This is a genomic window from Pedobacter nyackensis (assembly GCF_900176505.1).
GTDB lineage: Bacteria > Bacteroidota > Bacteroidia > Sphingobacteriales > Sphingobacteriaceae > Pedobacter > Pedobacter nyackensis.
Genome location: NZ_FWYB01000011.1, coordinates 95,205 through 117,440 on the forward strand (window position 1 = coordinate 95,205; position 22,236 = coordinate 117,440).

Genomic DNA, 22,236 nt, shown 5'->3' on the forward strand with positions numbered 1-22,236 from the left:
ATATTTAAATTGCAGGCTGTATCATTAATCATGATACAGCCTTTTTTTATAATGAAGAATAAGCAATCAATAGGTGTTTTCGATTCAGGGTACGGTGGCCTCACTGTATTTAAGTCTATCATTGGAAAACTACCTGAGTACAATTATATCTATTTCGGCGATAATGCCCGCGCACCTTATGGGGATCATTCTTTTGAAACCATATATCAGTACACCCTTGAGTGTGTAGAGTGGCTGTTTGCCCAAGGTTGCCCACTGGTAATCCTGGCCTGTAATACCGCTTCAGCAAAAGCATTACGCTCTATACAGCAAAATGTATTGCCCTATAAGTATCCTAACCATCGTGTGTTAGGAGTGATTAGACCTACCGCTGAGATCGTAGGTGAATACACACAGACCAAACGCATCGGAGTAATGGGGACAAGAGGGACAATCAATTCTGAATCTTATTTAATGGAGATCAATAAGTTCTTCCCTGGTGTACAGATTGCGCAGCAAAGTTGCCCAATGTGGGTGCCTTTAATAGAAAATAATGAGCACCTGAGTCCGGGGGCTGACTACTTCGTGGAGAAGTATGTGAACGAATTGTTGAGCAAAGACAGCAATATAGATTGTATCGTTTTGGCCTGTACCCACTATCCATTGTTAGTTCCTAAAATAAGGGAGATATTACCGCCAGAGATTAATTTGCTGGGGCAATCTGATATTGTTGCTGATAGTTTGGTATTGTATCTCCAAAATCATCCTGAGTTAGAGAGTCAAATAGCTAAAGAAGGGAAGACTGCCTTTTTCACTTCTGGCGATCAGGAAGATTTCAATTCCAGTGCCTCTATATTTTTTGGCGAAGAGATTGTCGCCATTCGCGCCTCCCCTTATTGATAAAATAGGAATAAGTAAATAAAAATTACATGCTATTGACTTGAGCAAAAGGAAAATAGCAGTCGTTTTAAATATTGTGTGAATATTGAAAGTGCTGTTTAAGTAGCCGTTAAGCCCGTTTTTGTTTTTCGCCACATTAGGCCGGTCGAAATTTTCTTTATATTTCTTTCTAGGTTCTAATTATTATTAACGGTAAATTTGCGGCTCAAACAACACACACGAATGAGTGACTCGATAAAACATGAATGCGGAATTGCCTTTATCCGCCTTTTAAAACCGCTCTCATACTACCAGGAAAAATACGGTACTGCACTTTACGGACTCAACAAGCTTTATCTTTTGATGGAAAAACAGCACAACCGTGGACAGGATGGAGCTGGTATTGCTACAATCAAATTAGATGTTAAGCCTGGTCACCGTTACATTAGCCGTTACAGGTCGATGGCCCAGAATGCAGTAGCAGATATTTTTGGATACGTTCAGAGCAAGTTTGTAGATATTCAGAACGAAACGCCTGAACTGATGCAAGATCCTGAGTGGTTAAAACAAAATGTTAGTTTTATTGGGGAGGTGTTACTGGGCCATTTAAGGTATGGTACCCACGGTAAAAACAGCATTGAAAGTTGCCATCCATTTTTACGTCAGAATAACTGGATGACTAAAAATCTGGTAATTGCAGGTAACTTCAACATGACTAACGTAGATGAATTACTGGAGCAGTTATACGAACTTGGTCAGCATCCAAAGGAGCAGGCTGATACAGTTACTGTTTTGGAAAAGATTGGTCACTTCCTGGATGACGAGAATCAGGAATTGTTTGACAGCTATAAAAAAGAAGGTCTTGACAATGTAGAGATCACCCATAAAATTTCAGAGAACCTTGACATCGCTAAGATATTGCGTCGCTCGGCTAAAACCTGGGACGGTGGTTATGCGATTTCGGGTATTGTAGGTAACGGAGATGCGTTTGTGCTTCGTGACCCTTCAGGAATACGTCCTGCTTATTATTATGCAGATGATGAGATTGTGGTTGCTGCCTCAGAAAGACCAGCTATACAGACTGCTTTCAATATTCCGTTTGATAAGGTAAAAGAAATAGATCCCGGACATGCACTTATCGTTAAGAAAAGCGGTACTGTAACACAGGAGCTTTTCAGAGAACCGGAAGAGAAAAGAGCATGTTCATTTGAACGCATTTACTTCTCAAGAGGTAGTGATGCTGAAATTTATAAAGAAAGAAAGCATTTAGGCGCTTTATTGTGCGATCAGATTTTGAAATCGGTAAATGCTGATTTGAAAAATACAGTATTCTCTTTCATTCCTAACACAGCTGAAGTATCATTTTATGGAATGGTAGATGGCTTACATAGCTATATCAGAAAGGTGCAGAAAGAAGTTCTGCTAGGTCGTAAAGATATATTGGACGATAAAGAATTAGATGAATTATTGTCTATGCGTCCAAGGGTTGAGAAACTGGCGATAAAGGATGTGAAACTGAGAACCTTTATTACTCAGGATGCTGAGCGGAGTGATATGGTGGCACATGTTTACGACACCACCTATGGCGTGATTAAGGACCATGTAGATACTTTGGTAGCAGTTGATGATTCGATTGTAAGGGGAACGACCTTAAAACAGAGTATCATTAAAATTATCGACCGGTTACATCCTAAGAAGATCATTATTGTTTCTTCTGCCCCACAGATCCGCTACCCGGATTGCTATGGCATTGATATGTCTAAAATGGGCGAATTCGTTGCATTTGAAGCTGCCATACAATTGTTGAAGGCTCGTGGAATGGAAAATGTAATCGAAGAAGTTTATCAAAAATGTAAAGCTTCTTTATTATTGCCTAAAGAGGAGATTGTAAACCACGTGAAGGATATTTACAGACCATTTACACAAGAAGAAATCTCTGCACAGATTACTAAGATTATTACTCCGGCAGGTACTGTTGCTGAAGTAGAAGTAATCTATCAGACATTAGATAACTTACACGTAGCTTGTCCTAATCACACTGGTGATTGGTACTTCTCAGGTAATTATCCAACTCCAGGTGGTAATAAGGTTGTTAATAAAGCCTTTGTTAACTGGAAAGAAGGAAATAACCAAAGAGCCTACTAAGGGGGTAAAAAAGCTGTGCTATTAGAAGGCTGAAAAATTGATGCGGAAGAGTATCAATGGATCCTATACCTCCTCATAGTAAGCCTTTTACTACTTACAGGTAGCACATAATATAACTTAAGGAATAGGCCTGTTACATGATTGTAGCAGGCCTATTCTTTTTGCTTCTTTTTTGCGTTTTGTGGTGTAGCTATTGAAACAAAATATGTCTTCTATGAGGAGGCATAGGATTCATTTGCGCTTCTTCAGCGCAACTTATTCCAGCCTCAGAATAGAATGGCTTATTTTGAATAATATTTAATGATCACCTCAATAAACAGTCTGATCGCGAATAACAATATGACTGCCCCAGCAATCCTATTCAGGTTTTGAATGGTTTTCTCTTTGATCCTATACCTCAATTTAGCGGCATAATAAGTTTTTAAGCAATCAACAGACAGCTGCGTTGCCATGGCAACGATAAAGAATGCAATCTTTTCTGCCATTTCATAATGCAGATGCACAGATACAATCCCACCTACCATAATCCAGAACATCAGGGTGGAAGGAGATAGCAGACACATGAAAAAGCCTTTTATGATGTATCCTCGCTTTCTGATCTTGACTGCCTCTTCAATATTGTAACTTACTTTTACTTTGTTTATCAGGTAATATAACCCAATGCCAAATAAAAATAAACCTCCAATGATTCCTATATATTGATTGTATGTTGAGTTGTAATCAACAAACTGGGAAGAGAATATGGTTAAACTGATAAAGATGATGTCACTTAATATGACACCTATCGCTAGCGAAAATCCAGCCTTGAATCCTTTTTCAATGCTCGTTTTGATCATTGAAAAGAATACGGGCCCTGTTAAAAAAGAAAATAAAACTCCTGCACCTATCCCTTGTAATATAGCTTCAAACATTCACCTAACGTATATTTTGTGCTAATATGCAATTTTAAACATAAATTAGCCCCAAAAAAAGACATCCTTTCCATATTATTATTAAATAAATGACCGTGATTTTTAATAAATATCATGGCAGAAATCAATAGAATGACTGTAAAACCAAGTTTCAACAACATATTTATGAATTTAGCTACCGACCTTGCGTTTCGTTCGCATTGCGTGCGTGCACAGGTAGGAGCAGTATTAACTAAAGACACGCGAATTATCTCCATAGGTTACAACGGTCCGCCCGCTGGTACACATAATTGTGATGTAGAATGGCCTGAAGATGGTTGCGCAAGAGATTCACGCGGAAGCTGTTCATTGGCGCTACATGCGGAAGAGAATGCTATTTTATATGGCATCAAAAATGGTTCGAAAATAGAAGGTGCTACTTTGTATACTACTTTGTCACCGTGTATTGCCTGTGCACGTTTGATTTTATCGTCGGGTATTAAGGTAGTTTATTACAAAGATTCTTACGCTGCTTACAAAGGTTTACCTTCTGATGAAGGGGTAGATTTCCTAAAAAGGTTTGGTGTGGAGGTAATTAAGTACGAAAATAACGGTTAATTAACAATCCTGCTTGTAGCGCCACAGAAGTTTTCTTAACTTTGGCCATGCTAGAAAAAATCATAATTCTCGATTTTGGATCCCAATATACACAGTTAATTGCACGCAGGGTACGCGAGTTAAATGTTTATTGTGAAATTCATCCATTTAACAATATCCCTGAAATTACTTCAAACGTTAAAGGTATTATCCTTTCAGGTAGCCCATATTCTGTTCGTCAGGATGATGCTCCTCAGGTAGACCTTAATACGTTCGACAATTATCCAATGCTTGCCGTTTGTTATGGCGCCCAGTATATCGCTCAGCAATCGGGTGGTGAGGTACAGGCATCATCAACTCGTGAGTATGGTAGGGCCAACCTTAATTATGTGTCTAACAGCAATAAATTATTTAAAAATATTGCCCTTGATTCGCAGGTATGGATGTCACATGGTGATACCATTACTCAGGTTCCTGAAAACTTTGAACTTATTGCAAGTACTGAAAGCGTAAAAGTAGCTGCTTATCAGGTTAAAGATACTGATACCTATGCGATACAGTTTCACCCAGAAGTTACGCACAGTACCGATGGTAAACAATTGCTGGAAAACTTCCTGGTAGACATCTGTGGATGTAAGCAAGAATGGACTCCGGATGCTTTCGTTGAAACAACTATCGCGGCTTTACAGTCGCAATTAGGTGAAGATAAAGTTGTACTTGCCCTTTCGGGTGGTGTTGACTCAAGTGTTGCCGCTATATTATTACACAAAGCTATAGGCAAAAACCTACACTGTATATTTGTAGATAATGGTTTGCTGCGTAAAGATGAGTACGAAGGTGTACTTGAGCAATACAAGCACTTAGGATTAAACATCAAAGGTGTTGATGCTAAAGAACGCTTCTTAAGTCAGCTTGCTGGTCTTACAGACCCTGAATTGAAACGTAAAGCTATTGGCCGCGTATTTATTGAGGTGTTTGATGATGAAGCTCACCAGGTACAGGATGTGAAATGGTTAGCTCAGGGTACAATCTATCCTGATATCATTGAGTCGGTTTCTGTTAAAGGTCCTTCTGCAACCATTAAATCACACCATAATGTTGGTGGTTTACCTGATTTCATGAAATTGAAAGTGGTTGAGCCATTGAATACTTTGTTTAAAGATGAAGTTAGAAGAGTAGGAAGATCATTAGGATTAGAGCACTTTATCATCGGTCGTCACCCTTTCCCGGGACCAGGTTTAGCTATCCGTATTCTTGGTGAAGTAACTGCTGAGAAGGTAGCGATCCTGCAGGAAGCTGATGCCATTTACATCAACAACTTAAAAGAAGCTGGTTTGTACGATAAAGTATGGCAGGCAGGTGCAATATTCCTTCCGGTTCAATCAGTAGGAGTAATGGGTGATGAGCGTACTTACGAGAATGCAATTGCCTTACGTGCTGTTGAATCTGTTGATGGCATGACTGCTGACTGGTGCCATTTACCATATAACGTACTCGCAAAAATTTCTAATGAAATAATTAACAAAGTAAAAGGAATTAACCGAGTTGTATATGACATTAGTTCAAAACCCCCTGCAACAATTGAGTGGGAATAAGTATTATATCCTAATACTTTCGGTGCTTTTTTTGTCGGCCTGTTCTCCAAAAATAAGAACGGTCAGCAAAAAGCCCGAACCTCCAAAGGAAGAAAAGAAAATAGAAAAGCCTGCTGCAAAATCTCAGCAGGCTATTATTTCTTTACTTGCTCCTTTTCGCTTGAATGAAATTAAGCTAAAAACTGCAACCAAAGCTGATGTCGAAAAGGCTGCTCTTGCTATAGATTTTTACCAGGGATTTAAGCTCGGTATTGATTCTGCCGCAACATCAGGTAAAAGCTTTAAGCTAAAGGTTTACGATACCCAGGACAACAATAATCCAATCTCTAACTTAATTGACAATGCCGGATTAGTAGGTAATCTAATCGTTGGTCCCGTATACCCTGAAGGATTAAAGTACATTACCAATTTTTCTATATCCAGGGAAATCCCTGTTGTAAACCCTCTTGCCGCTTCTCATCCTACAGAATTTGCTAATCCTAATCTGATATCGATCGTTAATAACATCGACCTTCATGCAGAAAAGGTTGGTAACTACATTGCTAAAACGTACAATTCTGCAACTACTGTTGTGGTATTGATCAATCCTAAAGGAGCATCTGATGAGGTGATGGCGAAGCCATTAAGAGCTTATTTTGAACATAGTAAAAAAGGCTTTTCATTGCAGGAATACGCTTCTGTTTTCACCTTGGAAACCAAGTTACAGAAGGGGAAACAATATGTAGTTATTGTAAGTTCGCCTGACAAAAAGTTCGTCGTGCCTACATTGGATAAACTAATGAAGATGAAGAAAAAGGGATTGAATGTTTCGCTTTTTGGACATCCGGATTGGGTTAAACAGAATTACAATACTGACCAGCTACAGGCTTTAAATACCATTATTTCATCTTCGTATAAGGTTGATTATACCAGGCCAGAGGTGAATAACTTTATTAAAAAGTACAGAGCTTCATTTAATTTTGAACCAGGAGAATATGCCTTTAAGGGGTTTGATATCGGTTTGTATTTTGGAAAGCTACTTTCCGCTTATGGGGACGACTATCTAAAGCACCTTACTAAACAAGATTATAGGGGACTTCATAACACCTTCCATTTTGTTCATGATGTTAAGTTTGGCTATATCAACACCAGTCTGATGCTGTTACGTTATAAGAACTTTGCTTTAAATATTGTAGAATGAGAGTAGAACACCAGATTCGGGCTTTTGAACAGATTTTTAAGAGCTATGATGGGGCATTGCCATTGCATCGCTTTTTGTTCGTTTATTTTAAGCAGAATAAGCAAATGGGCTCGTCCGACAGACGTTGGGCTTCTCGTTATATCTACAGTTTTTTTAGACTTGGAAAGGCTTTAATTAAAGAAGATAAGGTGCTTCGTTTGGCAATTGCAGACTTTCTATGTAATCATACCACAAGTTTGGTGATAGAAGCGCATTTGCCGGAATTGAATCAACATATTGCACTTCCAGTTTCCGAAAAACTGGCATTGATCCAGTCACGATACCCTGCATTTGACTTGTCTGATGTTTTTAGTTTTCATGAATCACTTTCGGAGAGCATTGATAAGCAGGAATTCTTTCAATCCTTTTTTACGCAACCCGATCTGTTTATCAGAGTAAATACCGGTCAGCAGGAGAAAGTAGCAGAGATACTGGACAAAGAAGGGGTTGTTGCTGAAAAGATTGGCGACAATACCATAGCCGTTGCTAATGGTACTAAATTGGATCAGATTTTAGCGGAACAACGAAATTATCAGGTTCAGGATCTTTCATCCCAGCAGACAGGCCGCTTTTTTCAGCCTCAGCCATGGGATAAATGGTGGGATTGTTGTGCCGCATCCGGCGGTAAGTCGCTACTTCTGCATGATCTGGAACCTAAAGTGGAGTTACTGGTTAGTGATGTTAGAGAAAATAGCTTAAATAATCTTGATGAACGTTTCAGAGAAGCGGGATTAAAGAAGTATCAGAAAAAGGTGTTGGATCTACTTCAGAACAATGAGCAGGATCTGCATCATTACGAATTTGATGGGATTATATTGGATGCACCTTGCTCTGGTTCAGGAACCTGGGGAAGAACACCCGAAATGTTATACTATTTCGAATCGCACAAAATCAGTTATTTTTCAAAGCTGCAGCAAAACATTGCTACGAATGTTGTAAAATATCTGAAAGAAGGGAAGCCCTTGATTTATATTACTTGTTCGGTATTCAAAGAGGAAAATGAAGAAGTGATTGCTTATCTGGTCGAGCACCTGCCTCTAAAGTTAGAGCAGATGGAACTCATTAAAGGATATAACCATAAGGCAGATACGATGTTCGTTGCCCGTTTGGTTAAAACAAATTAGTGTATTTGTATAGCAGGTGTTTAATGCAGCACCTGCTGTATATTACAGTCCTGTATTATTTCGAAACAGCTTAATGGCAATCGCCAATAGGATAATACCAAAAGCTTTCCTCAATACATTCAGGCCTGATTTTCCGAAAAGCCTTTCTAAGCGCTCGGTATTCTTTAGCACAAAATAAACAAAGAGCATATTAATCAGGATACCCACAATGATGTTTTGAGTCGCATACTCTGTTTTCAATGATAGGAGGGTTGTCATGGTACCTGCACCCGCAATTAGTGGGAAAGCAAGAGGGACAATAGAAACCGTTTCCGGAGCGTCACCTTCTTTAAATATAGTTAAGCCCAATATCATTTCCATAGCAATAAAGAAGATCACCATTGAACCTGCAATGGCAAAGGAGGCTACATCTAAACCAATCACCTTTAAAAGGCTTTCTCCGGCAAATAAAAAGATCACCATTAAAATGGTGGCAACTATGGTTGCTTTTTCAGACTGGATATGTCCCGCCTTTTTTCTAAGTTCTATAACAATAGGTATAGCCCCTAAAATATCAATGATGGCAAATAGGACCATTGATGTCGAAAGAATCTGACTGAAATTAAATTCCATAGCTGTTGATTTATTTTACAAAGTAACATAAAAAAAATGGTTCTCTTCGTGGTAGGAACCGCATAGCCTTCTGCAGTAATGAAATATATAATGTAGTTTATAGGGGACAGGATGCAGCAGGACGCCATTCTGTTAATAAATCTATATTTTGTCAATAAAGGGGTAACTATGTCAAGGATTGCATTTAAAATGAAATTGAAAGCCGGTGCTAAAGCTGAGTATAAAAAAAGACATGACGAAATATGGCCGGAATTGGCGGCATTGTTAAAATGCAATGGGATAAGTAATTATTCAATCTTTCTGGATGAAGAAACCAACACCTTATTTGCCGTCCAGCACCAGGATGGTGCATCATCCCAGGACCTGGGTACTACAGAGATTGTACGAAAATGGTGGGCTTACATGGCTGATATTATGGAAACTAATTCAGATAATTCGCCGGTTAGTATAACGTTGGAGCAGGTATTTCACCTGGATTAGATGGTGAAAATGAAATCAAGCTTAAAAATAGAATAGCCCTATCGCCAACAGAGTTGTATTATTTACAACGAAAATATAAATGATAGTAAAAAGATCAGGATATTAGAAACTGCAACTTAAAAGCTGCGGAAAATATGAAAAAGGGTAAATGCTGTGATCTTGAAACCTGTCTGATGTGCAGGTTGGTGCTTAAAGAATGGAAGCTGACAATCGACAGTCACCGAAAGAATTTTATAGCAAAAAAGGGAGAACAGATTTTTAAGGAAGGCGATCCTGTAGCAGGTGTGTATTTTGTGTATAAGGGGAACGTTAAAGTACATAAGCACTGGGGTGATAAGGAACTAATTGTACGTTTTGCTAATGATGGTAAAATTTTTGGACATCGTGGCTTAGGTACATATAGCTCAGTTTACCCGATTTCTGCTACGGCTCTTGAAGAAACGACGCTCTGTTTTATAGATCTGGAGTTTTTTATGGCAACCTTAAAAGTAAATCATGATTTTGCTTTTAATCTGATGTTGTTTTATGCTGACGAATTACAGGAATCCGAGAAGAAAATGCGCAATCTGGCGCTGATGTCCGTCAAAAACAGGCTTGCAGTTGCATTGTTACAGCTAAAGGATCAATTCGGACTTACTGAAGCCGGTAATTTGAATATTGAACTCAGTAAGCAGGATCTGGCAGCTTTTACTGGTGCCACTTATGAAACCGTATTCAGGATGACAACGGAACTTGTAAACGAGAACCTGATCGCTTTATCAGGGAAGCAGATTGCTATCATAAATGAAGAAAAATTAAGATTCCTTACGCAGGAATCTTAATTAGCTTAAAACTTATACCCAATACCTATCCCCGGGTTCCATTTTCCATCCCTGGTACTTGTTTTGGTATTGTAATATACCGGAACCTGAATGGCTAGATGTTTGTAGATTGCGGTAATACCTACACCCAGATTGGGGGTGATTACGGAGTTTTGTGGAGCAGCTGCTGCCACTTTATCTTTTTTAATCCGTAAGCTGGGTAGCAATCCCAACAATACCGCGAATGGTTTTTTAGAGAATTTGATGGCTGGTCCTGTGCAATTGATGAAGGCGCCTTTGTCTACATAACCAGCAACAATTACACCTTCAAAAAGTGTGGCCTTGGTTTGAACAGCATTGCTTTGTGATCTGGCAGTTAAGGCCAAAAGAGAAAGACTAACAAAGAGGTAGATTGATTTTTTGTAGTGATTTGTCATATGTTGAGTTTATTGGTTGCTGTATTGTGATTGCTGAAGCTTTTAGTGTCGATAATTGACAGTGTTTTATAGTTGCCCTGCTTAATGAGTTTATGCAACGAAAAGTTTGATAAGCCTCCATTATGAAGATTGTGGTATAGCTTTTTTAATATCCTCGATGTGTAAATCGCACATAAAGGCTCCATAAAATCTCTCTGTTCAAACAGGTAATAATCAAAGCCCGGAAATATTATTATACTGCTCTTTAAAGCTTGTAAAGTGCCTTCATCCATTTCAGTCATGTCGCAGGCTAGTAACAATAGGTTGTCATCTGGATAATTAAGATGTGTACTCAATAAGCCAGTTAGTGGACCTTTAGACGCTACCTGATCGATAACCAACTGCTCGGGAGAAAAAAAACAATGATAGTTACGCGCCTGGGTTTTATTAATGGAGACAAGGACCGGGATGTTTAAGGACTGCAACTTGTCTACGGCGTGTTGTGCCCAGGTTTTGTTCACCATGGGAAGCAGGCCTTTGTCGCGGCCCATCCGCTTACTTTCTCCGCCGCATAATACTACGCCCCTAATCATACAGATTCAAATTCGTAAAGGTGTTTATTTACATCTCCGGTATCCTTAGCACAGTTGCAGTTACCTCCCCATTCTTTAGTGCCATCTGCAAAATGTTCACACTTCCAGATGGGCACTTCATGCTTAATCCTGTCGATGATATAGCGGTTGCTGGCGTATGCTTCACCTCTGTGTACCGAGGCAGTAATCACCACTACCGCAGATTCCGTAACTTTTACTTTTCCTATTCTGTGTTGTGCGAAGGCGATGCTTAAACTCCAGCGGTTCCTTGCAGCTAACAGGATTTCTGCAATCATTTTAGTAGCCATATTGGTATGGGCTTCGTATTCAAGATACCTCACCGATTTGCCGATATTGTGGTTTCTGACCTCTCCGCTAAATAAAACCACTGCTCCGGCCGATGGGCAATGAGATTTCTGAAGAAGTGCAACCAGGTCTATTTCTTTTTTAGTAATGAAATCCATATTAACCTCCGCTGCTTGGTGGAATGACAACGATATGCTCATTCCCTGTTAAGATATACTGATCTGTTACGAATTCGTCCTGCACAGCAAAACGGCAGAGTTCCAGTACCGCTGCGGCATCTGGATTGACCACTCGCAGATGTGTTCTTAGCTCAGCTATCGTATTGATTCGTGCTTTAAGTTCAAACTCTTTTTTAAAAAAGGTCTTTAATACTGCAAATACCTGTATTCTCATTTTTTTATCCTCCTATATGAAGCATGCTCAGTTTGCTTCCAGTAAATTTTGTTGATTGTTTTTGTGCAAGTGCTTTCCTTAAAGAGGAATCAAGCGCTGCAGCTTCTAAATCCCTTAGTGGGATAGGGGAGTTGCTGCTTAAACAGCCATAGATATTTCCGTACGCATCTAGTCGCAAACGATCGCAATCCGTACAAAAAGGATGACTTTCATTGGCAATGATGCCGAAAATATTCCCTTCTTCTGTTTGCCAGTAATTGGACGTAGCTCCCGGTTTTCTTCGGATAGGTGCAAATCGATACTGTTTACTGATCAACTCAAGTATTTCCTTTTGCGGAAAAAAGTACTCGTCGGCCTTTCCATGTAAATGCCCCATTGCCATGATTTCTAAAAAGCGGATGATGATCTGTTTATCCGCTGCATATTTTAATAATGGAATTACCTGCATATGGTTGAGGCCCTTCATGATGACGGAATTAATTTTTACCGCAATTCCGGCATTGAGCGCTGCATCTATGCCTTTTAACGTTTGTTCAAGCCCATGTCTCCTTGCCATCATAAAAAATGTCATTGGATCTGTTGCATCAAGCGAAACATTGATCGCTGTTAAACCCGCTGCTTTTAAAGCTGGTACTTTTTTATGAAGTAAGAGTCCGTTGGTGGTTAGGTTGAGGTCTGTAATCCCTAGCGCTCTGGTTCCTTTAATCAGTGCAGGTAGCTCTTTGTATAGTAATGGCTCACCGCCTGTAAACCTGACGGTACTAAAGTTTAGTCGTTCGTGTAATTTAATAACAAGGTTCATCAGTTCTGTTGGTGTCAGCCCGGCGCCCTTATTGGTTGAGTCATTTTTGTGGTTTTCCTCATTACTATAGCTACAATAAGTACAGGCCAGATTGCAAGTGTTAATCAGGCTAATTCTCAGTGTTTTAAAAGTTCTTCCCAAATGGTCTTTAATTGCTTCCATCACATAAAAAATAAAAGTTTAACAGATGCTATAGCCAGTACGGCGCTCAACAGGTATCGTACTGTGATGTGTTGAAATCTGCTGCTGCCCCAATAGGCACCGGTAATACCTCCGGCGGCTGCCATAATAAACCAGGTAATTGCTGATGGGGTTATAACGAGCGTAGCTGAGCTGCCTAAAAGGCCGCTAATAGAGTTTAATACAATAAATAAGGCCGATGCCGCAGCCGCTTCCTTTACGTTTGCCCAGCCTAGCAGAATGAGGATGGGACTTAAAAAGATGCCACCACCAATGTTTAGCATTCCCGAAAGTCCGCCGATTAGTGTGCCGATTAACAGCGCTGGGATCAGTTTTACCGGTTTTGAAGCTTTATTTTCATTGGGCTTGATGTCTAATAGTTTAATGATGGGTAGTACCAGGGCTAATCCTAACAAAAAATGATAAATATTGCCCTCAAGGGAATATTTGGAGCCAATAAACGCTGCTGGAATGGAGGTGATAAGAAATGTCCTGCAAAGTTTCCATTTAAAATAACCCGCTTCCCAGAATTGATAAAAACCCATGCCTGCTACCAGGATGTTCAAAATCAATATAAGCGGCTTGTAAGTGGTAACCGGGATGGCAAATAAGGAAAGTACAGCAATGTATCCGCTGGCACCACCATGACCCACTGATGCATAGAGAAAACCTACCAGGTATAAAGCAAATGCGATACTGATGTCAAGTTCCATAGCTTAAAATGTGTTTAGGGTTTCTTTAATAATTGGCGTAAATTGAGAGAGGTCTGCTTCACAAAGTGGGCAGCAATATTCTTCAGGAAGGGCAGAAAATGGAGTTCCAGCTGGTATTCCTTTACTTTCTTCTCCCCATACCTCATCATAAATGCTGAGGCAAACACTGCATTGTTGCACGTAAGTTACTTCCTGCTCAATATTTTGGTTGATTTCGTAATAGTTATCCGTTTGTTTCCCTGCGGCCAGAGTTTGCAGGTAATAGTAATCTTCGCAAAGCTGTATAAGAAAGGGAAGTAAATCCGTTTTTTTGATGCCCTTGGCATAAGTGTGGTAATGCTTTGAATTGGGATTGAAGTCAATCGTATGGAGCAAGTCAAATCGGGCATCAGTTTCTGTTCCCTCTGCTGTTTGCTTTCTGATCACTACAGATCCAAAGAGTCCACTCTTAGGGTTGATTTTAATGGCAAAGCAAAGCTTAAAGGTTCTGAGATCGTACTCATTAAATTGCCTGATCAATTCGTGTTTTAATGCCAGGCTTTCTTCACAGAGGTCCTCGGTTTGCCAGTTCAGTTCATTTGAAGCATGACGAACATTGATCCTGTTTTTATCCAGTGCAGCATTCCATAGTTTCCTGTCAGCAGATTCTACACCCTTGATGATGATGGATTTCCAGGGAGTAGTATAAAGCTGTCCAATTCTGGTTTTACGGCAAATGTTGCAGAGATCCTTTAAAAAGGCAACAGGAAAAAGCTCGTTTCTCCGGTAAATGCCCAGCCAGTACTTTTCGTTGTATTTATTAAAGCCTTCATAATAGGGCACCTGAAATTCCGGGGCCTTAAGTAAAGATATAGGAGACTGAAAAAGAAAATTACCACTAGCCCTAACGTTTGCTTCGAGTTGATTTCCATCAATTTCTGGCTGGTCGTAGTATAAATTTTTCTGACTTAGAATCATGGATTCAATCATTTCGCTTAACACCGCGATGTCTTCCGAATAAACCAAAGACGACCAGTAATAAATGTGATTGGTTTTAGGGAAGCGCAGATATAAATGCCAGTAATTGCCAATGTCCGAGGAAATGAAATTTAGGTTTCCGCTAAAAAAGGGAATCAACGTCTGACTGTCATCAATCAGGTTGATTTTAAGTCCAGGCGTATAGCTAAATGTATCTAGTATGTCCTTGTATACGCCTTCACGTAGCCAGTTTGCACTATTAAATAGCTCTTCTGCTACATAGGAACTCACTATATTCGGATGTCGGTCTGCATCCGTTTCAAAGTCAGTATCCGACATGAGGAAACCATGCTCGATATCCTCCAGCTGCGTAGAACTTGCTGAGAAATAAAGCTGTTGGCGGGTTCCGAATCTTACATTTTCTATACCAGCCTTTTCCAGTATTTCCACGATCACCGAAAGGTCGCCTACGGATACAATGCCTCCAGGGAGGTTAACTTTGATCTGATGGTTTTTAATTTCCCTGCCTTCCATATTAAAGTGTTTTTTCTAGTTGTGTCTGCAATGCCTCCTGAAGAATGAGCTTAACTTCCGGTTTGCATGACCCACAGCCCATTCCTGCTCCTGTACTTTCGCAAAGTTGTATAAGGTCTGTACATCCAGACGTAATTTTCTTTTGTAGGTTCCCTGCGCCAACGTTGTTGCAGCTGCACACCAGTTTGCCGATCACAGGTTCTGTTTTCTTCCCACTTCTGAGTAACTGTAGTCTTTTATCGCTCAGTTCTGTCTTATTGGCAATTAAATCCCTGAACTCCAGGAATTCACTCTTGTCACCTATTAAGATGGTGCCTACGAGCTTGTCCTGGTGGATGATACATTTTTTATAGTAGCGTTTGGCTTTGTCAATAAAGACAATCTCTTCGTAGTTAACCTGATCCGGGCACTCTGAAAGGCCAATGCTGCAGAGGTCAAAACCATGAATTTTTATAATATTCATGAATAAGCTGCCCTGGTAATATGTGCTGATGTCGCCATTGTGGAACTTGGCCACAACCTCTGCTTGTTGCTCTGCCGCTGCGGTTATTCCGTAAAGCGTGCCTTCAAATTCAGCGATTTCGCCAATAGCATATACAGAGGGATCGCTGGTTTGTAAACGCTCATTTACCAATACTCCACGCTTGCAATCCAGCCCGCATTCTCTGGCTAACTCAATATTTGGAGTAGTGCCTATGGCTAATATCACCGCATCACAGTTTATTCTTCTGCCGCTTTTTAACTCAATTCCGGTTAGCTTCGATCGGCCGTAGTAAAGCTGCACTTCGTCATTGTAGTAAATGTCACAACCCTGGTCGACCATTTCTTCGTGTAAAAGTTGACTTCCCAGTGGGTCCAATTGTCGGTTCAGGAATCTGGATACCCGCTGTACAACGGTAATACGTACGCCGATTTCTCGCAGGGAGGCTGCCATTTCCAGACCAAGCAAGCCACCTCCAACTATAACTACATGGGCATTTTTAGGAATGTGTTGTCTAAAATTATCCGCATCGTTTCGGTTACGCATGGTGAAAATCCCAGGTAACGAGGGTGCATTTTTTGGTAAGGTTGCCCTGCTGCCGGTAGCCATCACGAGTACATCGTAAGGCGTTTTTCGACCTGTTACATCTGTTACATATTTTTTCTCTCTATCAATTTTTTCAATGCCTACGCCTCTTAGGTGTTTGATGTTGTATGCCGGTTCTTCTTCGTCTTTCATCTTAACCAGTTGTTCCCATTTTTGGGTGCCACTGATATAGTCGGGAAGCATTACCCGATTGTAAAAAGGAAGATTCTCCTTGCTGAAAATGGTAATCTGATCCTCTTTATTAAGCTCCCTGTATGATCTTACAAATCCATGTGCTCCGGCACCTGCACCAATTACTACGATGCGTTGGAAATCCTTTTTGTACTTTTCTATACTGACGGCACAGTATTTAAAATCGGGTTCTTTTGATATCGGATCTATAATGGTGCTGGTAAGGTTGTTGGCCCGGTTCAGATCGCTACCCAAAATTTTGCCCCAATGCATCGGAAGAAAAACCACCCCTTGTTTTATTGTGGCCGACACCCTTGCCTTTACTTGTACTTCTCCACGTCTGGATCTCACAGTCAGCACCTGATTGTCTGAAATCTCCATTAATGCTGCGTCAATAGGGTGGATTTCCAGATAAGCATGTTTAATGTGCTGTTTCAGTTTACTTACTTTGCCGGTCTTCGACATCGTGTGCCACTGATCGCGCACCCTTCCTGTGGTTAAAATAAAAGGGAAATCTTCATCCGGTAATTCGCTGTTTAGTTCATCAGAAGGATTGTGTATGATGGCCTTCTTAGATGCGGTATGGAAAATATGATTAGTAAATAGCCGTTTTGTCCCGCTTTGTGTTTTTTTGTTGTAAGGCCATTGTACGGTCTTGCAATCGTCAATCTGCTTGTAGTCCAAACCGCTGATGTCGATGCTCGACTTGCGGGTAAGCTTGGTATGTTCTTTATAAATGTCCTCCATGCCTTTGTATGCAAAACCTTTATAGCCCATTTTTGTTGCAAATCGACAGATAATCTCTGCGTCCGGTAAAGCTTCACCAGGAGCATCCGTTACTTTTTGAAGGTGACTGATTCTTCTTTCAGAATTTGTCATGGTGCCTTCCTTTTCGGTCCACGCGGCGGCCGGCAAAATCACATCAGCATAGGCGAGGGTTTCGGCTTTGTCTGTAATTTCCTGAACGACTACAAATTTTGCCTTTTTTAAAGCTTGCTCTGCAAAGCGGGCATTTGGCAAACTGGTTATGGGGTTTGTGCAAAGGATCCATATCGCTTTGAGTCGCCCGTCATTTAAGGCTTCGAACATTTCCGTTGCAGTAAGTCCAGCTTTACCTGAAATGGTCGTTCCACCCCAAAACTGCTGCACTTCTTTGCGGTGTGTTTCATTAAGTAAGTCGCGATGTGCAGGCAATAGGTTTGCCAAACCTCCAACTTCCCGCCCCCCCATAGCATTCGGTTGCCCGGTAAGTGAGAATGGGCCAGAGCCTGGTTTTCCTATTTGGCCAGTAATCAGGTTCAGGTTAATCAGGCTCAGGTTCTTATTTACACCAATGGAACTCTGGTTTAAGCCCATGGTCCACATGGTTAAAAAGCTTTTTGCATTGCCTATATAGCTTGCTGCAAGTTCTATTTCTGCTGCAGTAACTCCACAGATTCCGGCAGACTCTTTTAATGTTCTTTCAAATACTCTGCTCCGATAAGCTTTAAAGCCTTCTGTACGGCGCTCAATAAAATCATGATCGATGTGACCTTTTTCTATAAGTATCCTTCCTATGGCGTGGTTGAGTGTAACGTCGGTCCCTGGATTGATTTGAAGGTGAAGGTCAGCCAGACTACATGAATCCGTTACCCTTGGGTCGGCAATAATTAGTTTAACTTCAGGGTGAGCAGCTTTATAAGCCTCCACACGACGCCAAAGGATTGGGTGGCACCATGCCGGATTGGCTCCTGTAACAAAAAAGCAATCCGCCAACTCGATATCATCATAACAAATGGGTACACTGTCTTCTCCTAAAGACATTTTATAGGCTGTAACGGCACTGCTCATACACAAGCGCGAATTGGTATCTATATTATTGCTGCCAATAAAGCCTTTAATCAGCTTGTTGATTACATAATACTCTTCAGTGAGGCATTGTCCCGATGCATAAAATGCCACTGAATCGGGACCGTATTTGTCGATGAATGTCTTAAACACAGCTGCTGTTCTGTTCAAAGCATCATCCCAGCTTACCCTTTGCAAAGGCATACTTTTGCTGTATCTCATTTGGGGATAGAGCAGTCGGTCGCTTTTGTCGTTAACCGTGTATTGTAGGTTAAGGCCTTTGCTGCAAAGCATGCCATGGTTAACCGGGTGATCCTTATCGCCTTCAACAGCTATGTTTTTGTTCTTATCCAGTGTTATCTTTACGCCACAGCCCACCCCGCAATAGCAGCAGGTACTTGTGTATGTTTTATTTCTGTGCGCTGGCATAAATTGATTCTTAATGTTTGTATTAAGCTTGTTGTAACTCTGGTATGATGGCTTCTGTCTTCTCTGCTTCTTTAACCTGGAATTTGGTGATAAACACAAGTAAACCTATAATCGCTACGCCAATCCCAATGTAATGGAAGGCATCGGCGTAGGTGAGGTGTTCTGATTTGAACAGGAAGCCCACCAGCATTGCGCCAATGTTACCGCCTGCGCCTACAATACCGCTTACCGTTCCAATAGAATTTTTATTGATGAATGGTACGATGCCGTAAGTCCCTCCATTGGCCATTTTCAGGAAGAGTGCAAAGAATAGCATAGCTATTATGGCCATAGTTAGTGAATGTGTGTGTGCGAAAAGGCTAATTCCTACGCCTTCCAACACGAGTAAACCTCCTAGTAGTATTCCTTTTCCCCTAAGCCCGTATGATTTGCCTACTTTATCACTCACATATCCCCCAAGTGCTCTTGCAAAAATGTTCATCCCGCCAAATATGCTGGCCATGGCTCCGGCCATGATCATCGATGCGCCAAACTGATCTGTAAAAAAGGTGGCTGCTACATTGTCTACGGTAATCTCAATGCCAAAACAGGCAGCATAGGCAAGCGCAAGGACCCAGGTACGGTAATCTTTTAGGGCGGTTACAAAAGAACCTTTTTTCGCTGTTTTAACGTTCGACTGTTCCAGGTCTTTAAAGTTTCCTGCAGGGGTGTCTTTAGTGTATTTGTAATAAATGAAAGCCATGATCAGTAGGATTATTCCCGGAACAACCATCGCTAAGCGCCAGGAGTCGGCCTGGTTCACAAATCCTAATCCGGCAAACCCAGCTGCAATAAGCGGCATAATTAAATTGGTAACTCCACCGCCCAGGTTGCCCCAACCTCCGGTTACTGCATTGGCTGTGCCCACCACATTGGGTGCAAACATCATTGAGGTGTGAAACTGAGTGATGACAAATGAGGCGCCAATAATTCCGATAACAAAGCGGAATAATAAAAAGCTTTCATAGCTGTTGCTTAGCCCAATACACATTACAGGAATAGAGCCCACTGCAAGCAGTATGGTGTAGGATAAACGGGGGCCTAAAGTATCGCAGAGTTTTCCAATAATTAAGCGGGCAATAATTGTAGCTGAAACGGAGGCAATGATGATGTTGCCAATTTCACTTTTACTCAAATGCAACTGTTCCCGAATCAGTGGCATTAAGGGGGCAACTCCAAACCAACCAAAGAAGCAGAAAAAGAAGGTCACCCATGTGATATGAAAGGTTCGCATTTGAATGCCCTTGGCTGAAAAGATGTTTAGTTTACTTAGTGGTTTAAAGTCAGCAGTCATGTTGGTTTAGGTTAAGGTTCTAAAATGATTGATTATGGCGCCGTTTTTTGCTTATAATGGTTATTTGAAATAATTGTTAAATGGATAGAAATTGATGATGTCATTTTTATTTAGTTGCGCTGAGACTGCCGGCTGCATGGCGAGCCCATTGGCATTTATGCAAGAAGTAACATCACCTGAGCCATTGAAGGGTAAGAGGTTTAGTCCGCCACAAAGCCCTGTGCTTACAGGGAAAAACTCTGTTAACGGGTGTTTTTTAATTCTGCTTTCCAAAAGTGGAATGGTTTGAAAAGGTCTGCTTTCAAATCCAAAGCACAGGTATAGGTAATGTTCAACAAAAATGGTAAATGTGGTAAGGCAGGAAAGTGGGTTACCAGGTAAGGCGAAAACAATTGTTCCGGAAGGTGTTTTTCCTACCAGTAAGGGTTTGCCTGGACGAATACTTACTTTGTGGAATAGTATTTTGACGCCTAGTTCGCGAAGTGCAGCAGGTACATGATCGGCATCGCCAGCTGAAACAGCTCCGTTGATGATAACCAGATCGGCTTCCAGCGCAGCTGTTAATGTGGTAGTCAGCTTAGCTTTATCGTCACTCACATGTTCGCATAAAACAGGTTGTATTTTCCATTGTTCAAAAAGCGATTTTAAAAGGTACTGGTTGCTGTTGCGAATCTGAAAAGGATGGAGCGTGGCGTTGGGGCTAACGACTTCATCACCAGTGGTCACAATAGCTACTTTTGGTAAGGCGTAGGCCTGCAGGGTGGCTTTACCAACGGTTGTTAATAAACTTATCACCTGAGGTGTACATCTTAGGGCTGAGGAGAGGAGTAATGTTCCTTTTTGAGTGTCTTCCCCTTGTTGCGCAATATTCTGATAACTTTTAATTGCGTTTGCGTGCAAAACAACTTTGTCGCCAAATTCTTCTGCATCTTCTCTTCTGATAATGATACTTGCAGTTTCTGGGGTTGCCGAACCTGTCATTATTTTATAACAGGCACCGGAAACCAAGGGGTGTTTAGCCGGCTGACCAGTAAAGATGGTGTCTATGATGCTATATTTTCTGATGCCTTTTTCCCAGTCACTTTCCATGATGGCATAGCCATCCATTGCAGCTCTGTTAAAAGGTGGATAATCGCGGTCTGCATAAATGTTTTCCGCCAGTATTCTTCCGTTGGCTTCTTCCAGGTTAATGGTTTCCTTTTTAAAAGGAGTGGAGATGTTGGAGATGATTTCAATAGCTTCTTCAAAAGTCTTCATATTAATGCCCTCCTCCCTTCATCATTTTTCGGGCATGGAATATGCCGGGTAATACTGCTTCCAGAGATTCTCTTGCGCCATCCGTGCTGCCTGGAAGGGTAAGGACCAGGGTATTTGATATTGATCCCGCTACCGCGCGGCTCATCATAGCCATAGGCGTGCGCATTTGTCCGAAATTGCGCATGGCTTCGGTAATGCCATCTGCATCGCGCTCCAGTATTTCTGATACTGCAGTTACTGTATTGTCGCGGGGACCTAATCCGGTTCCTCCTGTAGTGAATATAAAATGAACATCTTCGGCTACCCATTTTAACAGTTGTTGCTGGATGAGTTCTTTATCGTCTGCAACGATTTCATAGGCTGCTACTTTTGCGTTTACCTGCTCCAGCATTTGTCTGATCATCACCCCGCTTTTATCTTCTCGTTTCCCCGCGGCGGTTGAGTCGGAGCATACCAAAATGGCGCAAACAGGAGGGGTTGAAAAATATTTTTTGCGGTCGCTTTTGCCACCTGTTTTTTGTAATAGTTTAATGCCTCCGATCTCCAGGGTGGTGTCAACGGGTTTAAGCATATCGTAAATTTCTAAAGCTGCTATAGAAACTGCGGTTAGCATTTCCATTTCAATACCTGTTCTTCCTATAGATTTGGCGTTTCCGCTAATCGTGATTCCTGGTCTTTCTGTGTCATTGATCTCGAAGCTGATGTCCATGCCATCTATAGTTACCGGGTGGCAATGTGGGAGCAGCTGAGGGGTAAGCTTAGCGCCTAAAAATCCGGCGGCTCTGGCTACATCAAACAGATTGCCTTTAGGTAATTCATTATTTCTGATTAAGGCGATGGTTTCTATTGTGCAATAAATCACCGCTACAGCATGTGCTGTTCTTAATGTAATCTGTTTACCGGTGATATCGCGCATGG

Annotated in this window: 21 protein-coding genes; 8 read left to right on the forward strand and 13 right to left on the reverse strand. The window is 41.1% G+C overall.

Annotation, left to right across the window (positions count from 1 at the left end; genetic code table 11):
* Window positions 1–51: 51 nt before the first annotated feature.
* Window positions 52–879, forward strand: coding sequence for a glutamate racemase (gene murI / locus B9A18_RS18075; protein WP_084291016.1), 828 nt, complete (start codon window positions 52–54; stop codon window positions 877–879).
* 222 nt (window positions 880–1,101) lie between these two features.
* A complete protein-coding gene (locus B9A18_RS18080) occupies window positions 1,102–3,003 on the forward strand; it encodes an amidophosphoribosyltransferase (RefSeq protein ID WP_084290951.1) in 1,902 nt (633 codons plus the stop codon).
* Window positions 3,004–3,284: 281 nt separating this feature from the next.
* On the opposite strand, the gene B9A18_RS18085 is transcribed toward B9A18_RS18080, so the two are convergent.
* Entirely contained in the window at window positions 3,285–3,914 is a 630-nt protein-coding gene (locus tag B9A18_RS18085) for a LysE family translocator (RefSeq protein WP_084290952.1), read from the reverse strand.
* A gap of 114 nt (window positions 3,915–4,028) precedes the next feature.
* Here B9A18_RS18085 and B9A18_RS18090 point away from each other — a divergent pair, with 114 nt between their 5' ends.
* From B9A18_RS18090 to B9A18_RS18105, 4 genes are read left to right on the forward strand one after another with little or no spacing between them, the layout of a single operon-like run.
* Window positions 4,029–4,511: a deoxycytidylate deaminase gene (locus B9A18_RS18090; protein WP_235005372.1), complete on the forward strand. Its 483-nt coding sequence runs from the start codon at window positions 4,029–4,031 to the stop codon at window positions 4,509–4,511.
* 47 nt (window positions 4,512–4,558) lie between these two features.
* Window positions 4,559–6,085: a glutamine-hydrolyzing GMP synthase gene (guaA, locus tag B9A18_RS18095; protein ID WP_084290953.1), complete on the forward strand. Its 1,527-nt coding sequence runs from the start codon at window positions 4,559–4,561 to the stop codon at window positions 6,083–6,085.
* A complete protein-coding gene (locus tag B9A18_RS18100; RefSeq protein WP_084290954.1) occupies window positions 6,042–7,265 on the forward strand; it encodes a type 1 periplasmic-binding domain-containing protein in 1,224 nt (407 codons plus the stop codon). The genes guaA and B9A18_RS18100 overlap by 44 nt, the downstream gene beginning before the upstream one ends.
* Window positions 7,262–8,428, forward strand: coding sequence for an RsmB/NOP family class I SAM-dependent RNA methyltransferase (locus tag B9A18_RS18105; protein WP_084290955.1), 1,167 nt, complete (start codon window positions 7,262–7,264; stop codon window positions 8,426–8,428). Before B9A18_RS18100 ends, B9A18_RS18105 begins: the two co-directional genes overlap by 4 nt.
* Window positions 8,429–8,470: 42 nt before the next feature.
* On the opposite strand, the gene B9A18_RS18110 is transcribed toward B9A18_RS18105, so the two are convergent.
* Complete coding sequence (locus B9A18_RS18110) at window positions 8,471–9,040, reverse strand: MarC family protein (RefSeq protein ID WP_084290956.1); 570 nt, start codon at window positions 9,038–9,040, stop codon at window positions 8,471–8,473.
* A gap of 168 nt (window positions 9,041–9,208) precedes the next feature.
* Between B9A18_RS18110 and rhaM the strand changes: the two genes are divergently transcribed.
* Together rhaM and B9A18_RS18120 are read left to right on the forward strand one after the other, a co-directional pair.
* Window positions 9,209–9,520, forward strand: coding sequence for an L-rhamnose mutarotase (gene rhaM, locus B9A18_RS18115; protein ID WP_084291018.1), 312 nt, complete (start codon window positions 9,209–9,211; stop codon window positions 9,518–9,520).
* A gap of 134 nt (window positions 9,521–9,654) precedes the next feature.
* Complete coding sequence (locus B9A18_RS18120; protein ID WP_084290957.1) at window positions 9,655–10,341, forward strand: Crp/Fnr family transcriptional regulator; 687 nt, start codon at window positions 9,655–9,657, stop codon at window positions 10,339–10,341.
* Window positions 10,342–10,346: 5 nt separating this feature from the next.
* On the opposite strand, the gene B9A18_RS18125 is transcribed toward B9A18_RS18120, so the two are convergent.
* From B9A18_RS18125 to moaCB, 11 genes are read right to left on the reverse strand one after another with little or no spacing between them, the layout of a single operon-like run.
* A complete protein-coding gene (locus tag B9A18_RS18125) occupies window positions 10,347–10,757 on the reverse strand; it encodes a hypothetical protein (protein ID WP_084290958.1) in 411 nt (136 codons plus the stop codon).
* Entirely contained in the window at window positions 10,754–11,329 is a 576-nt protein-coding gene (locus B9A18_RS18130) for a molybdenum cofactor guanylyltransferase (protein WP_084290959.1), read from the reverse strand. Before B9A18_RS18130 ends, B9A18_RS18125 begins: the two co-directional genes overlap by 4 nt.
* Window positions 11,326–11,793 (reverse strand): molybdenum cofactor biosynthesis protein MoaE, encoded by a 468-nt coding sequence (locus tag B9A18_RS18135; protein WP_084290960.1) that lies wholly within the window; start codon window positions 11,791–11,793, stop codon window positions 11,326–11,328. The genes B9A18_RS18130 and B9A18_RS18135 overlap by 4 nt, the downstream gene beginning before the upstream one ends.
* Window position 11,794: 1 nt before the next feature.
* Entirely contained in the window at window positions 11,795–12,028 is a 234-nt protein-coding gene (locus B9A18_RS18140) for a MoaD/ThiS family protein (protein WP_084290961.1), read from the reverse strand.
* 4 nt (window positions 12,029–12,032) lie between these two features.
* Window positions 12,033–12,992, reverse strand: a complete 960-nt coding sequence (locus B9A18_RS18145) for a GTP 3',8-cyclase MoaA (protein ID WP_084290962.1) — start codon at window positions 12,990–12,992, stop codon at window positions 12,033–12,035.
* Complete coding sequence (locus B9A18_RS18150; protein WP_084290963.1) at window positions 12,992–13,723, reverse strand: sulfite exporter TauE/SafE family protein; 732 nt, start codon at window positions 13,721–13,723, stop codon at window positions 12,992–12,994. Before B9A18_RS18150 ends, B9A18_RS18145 begins: the two co-directional genes overlap by 1 nt.
* A gap of 3 nt (window positions 13,724–13,726) precedes the next feature.
* Complete coding sequence (locus B9A18_RS18155; protein WP_084290964.1) at window positions 13,727–15,214, reverse strand: rubredoxin; 1,488 nt, start codon at window positions 15,212–15,214, stop codon at window positions 13,727–13,729.
* Between the two features lies 1 nt (window position 15,215).
* Window positions 15,216–18,728, reverse strand: coding sequence for a nitrate reductase (locus B9A18_RS18160; RefSeq protein WP_084290965.1), 3,513 nt, complete (start codon window positions 18,726–18,728; stop codon window positions 15,216–15,218).
* A gap of 22 nt (window positions 18,729–18,750) precedes the next feature.
* Window positions 18,751–20,061, reverse strand: a complete 1,311-nt coding sequence (locus tag B9A18_RS18165; protein ID WP_084290966.1) for a NarK family nitrate/nitrite MFS transporter — start codon at window positions 20,059–20,061, stop codon at window positions 18,751–18,753.
* 60 nt (window positions 20,062–20,121) lie between these two features.
* On the reverse strand, window positions 20,122–21,318 hold the full coding sequence (locus B9A18_RS18170; protein ID WP_084290967.1) for a molybdopterin molybdotransferase MoeA: 1,197 nt from the start codon (window positions 21,316–21,318) through the stop codon (window positions 20,122–20,124).
* 1 nt (window position 21,319) lies between these two features.
* Entirely contained in the window at window positions 21,320–22,234 is a 915-nt protein-coding gene (gene moaCB / locus B9A18_RS18175; protein ID WP_084290968.1) for a bifunctional molybdenum cofactor biosynthesis protein MoaC/MoaB, read from the reverse strand.
* Window positions 22,235–22,236 lie beyond the last annotated feature (2 nt).

Excerpts from the sequence above, each read along its gene's own strand:
- murI (WP_084291016.1), top strand. The coding sequence starts at position 52 with ATGAAGAATAAGCAATCAATAGGTGTTTTCGATTCAGGGTACGGTGGC.
- B9A18_RS18080 (WP_084290951.1), top strand. The coding sequence starts at position 1,102 with ATGAGTGACTCGATAAAACATGAATGCGGAATTGCCTTTATCCGCCTT.
- B9A18_RS18085 (WP_084290952.1), bottom strand. The coding sequence starts at position 3,914 with ATGTTTGAAGCTATATTACAAGGGATAGGTGCAGGAGTTTTATTTTCT.
- B9A18_RS18090 (WP_235005372.1), top strand. The coding sequence starts at position 4,029 with ATGGCAGAAATCAATAGAATGACTGTAAAACCAAGTTTCAACAACATA.
- guaA (WP_084290953.1), top strand. The coding sequence starts at position 4,559 with ATGCTAGAAAAAATCATAATTCTCGATTTTGGATCCCAATATACACAG.
- B9A18_RS18100 (WP_084290954.1), top strand. The coding sequence starts at position 6,042 with ATGACATTAGTTCAAAACCCCCTGCAACAATTGAGTGGGAATAAGTAT.
- B9A18_RS18105 (WP_084290955.1), top strand. The coding sequence starts at position 7,262 with ATGAGAGTAGAACACCAGATTCGGGCTTTTGAACAGATTTTTAAGAGC.
- B9A18_RS18110 (WP_084290956.1), bottom strand. The coding sequence starts at position 9,040 with ATGGAATTTAATTTCAGTCAGATTCTTTCGACATCAATGGTCCTATTT.
- rhaM (WP_084291018.1), top strand. The coding sequence starts at position 9,209 with ATGTCAAGGATTGCATTTAAAATGAAATTGAAAGCCGGTGCTAAAGCT.
- B9A18_RS18120 (WP_084290957.1), top strand. The coding sequence starts at position 9,655 with ATGAAAAAGGGTAAATGCTGTGATCTTGAAACCTGTCTGATGTGCAGG.
- B9A18_RS18125 (WP_084290958.1), bottom strand. The coding sequence starts at position 10,757 with ATGACAAATCACTACAAAAAATCAATCTACCTCTTTGTTAGTCTTTCT.
- B9A18_RS18130 (WP_084290959.1), bottom strand. The coding sequence starts at position 11,329 with ATGATTAGGGGCGTAGTATTATGCGGCGGAGAAAGTAAGCGGATGGGC.
- B9A18_RS18135 (WP_084290960.1), bottom strand. The coding sequence starts at position 11,793 with ATGGATTTCATTACTAAAAAAGAAATAGACCTGGTTGCACTTCTTCAG.
- B9A18_RS18140 (WP_084290961.1), bottom strand. The coding sequence starts at position 12,028 with ATGAGAATACAGGTATTTGCAGTATTAAAGACCTTTTTTAAAAAAGAG.
- B9A18_RS18145 (WP_084290962.1), bottom strand. The coding sequence starts at position 12,992 with ATGGAAGCAATTAAAGACCATTTGGGAAGAACTTTTAAAACACTGAGA.
- B9A18_RS18150 (WP_084290963.1), bottom strand. The coding sequence starts at position 13,723 with ATGGAACTTGACATCAGTATCGCATTTGCTTTATACCTGGTAGGTTTT.
- B9A18_RS18155 (WP_084290964.1), bottom strand. The coding sequence starts at position 15,214 with ATGGAAGGCAGGGAAATTAAAAACCATCAGATCAAAGTTAACCTCCCT.
- B9A18_RS18160 (WP_084290965.1), bottom strand. The coding sequence starts at position 18,728 with ATGCCAGCGCACAGAAATAAAACATACACAAGTACCTGCTGCTATTGC.
- B9A18_RS18165 (WP_084290966.1), bottom strand. The coding sequence starts at position 20,061 with ATGACTGCTGACTTTAAACCACTAAGTAAACTAAACATCTTTTCAGCC.
- B9A18_RS18170 (WP_084290967.1), bottom strand. The coding sequence starts at position 21,318 with ATGAAGACTTTTGAAGAAGCTATTGAAATCATCTCCAACATCTCCACT.
- moaCB (WP_084290968.1), bottom strand. The coding sequence starts at position 22,234 with ATGCGCGATATCACCGGTAAACAGATTACATTAAGAACAGCACATGCT.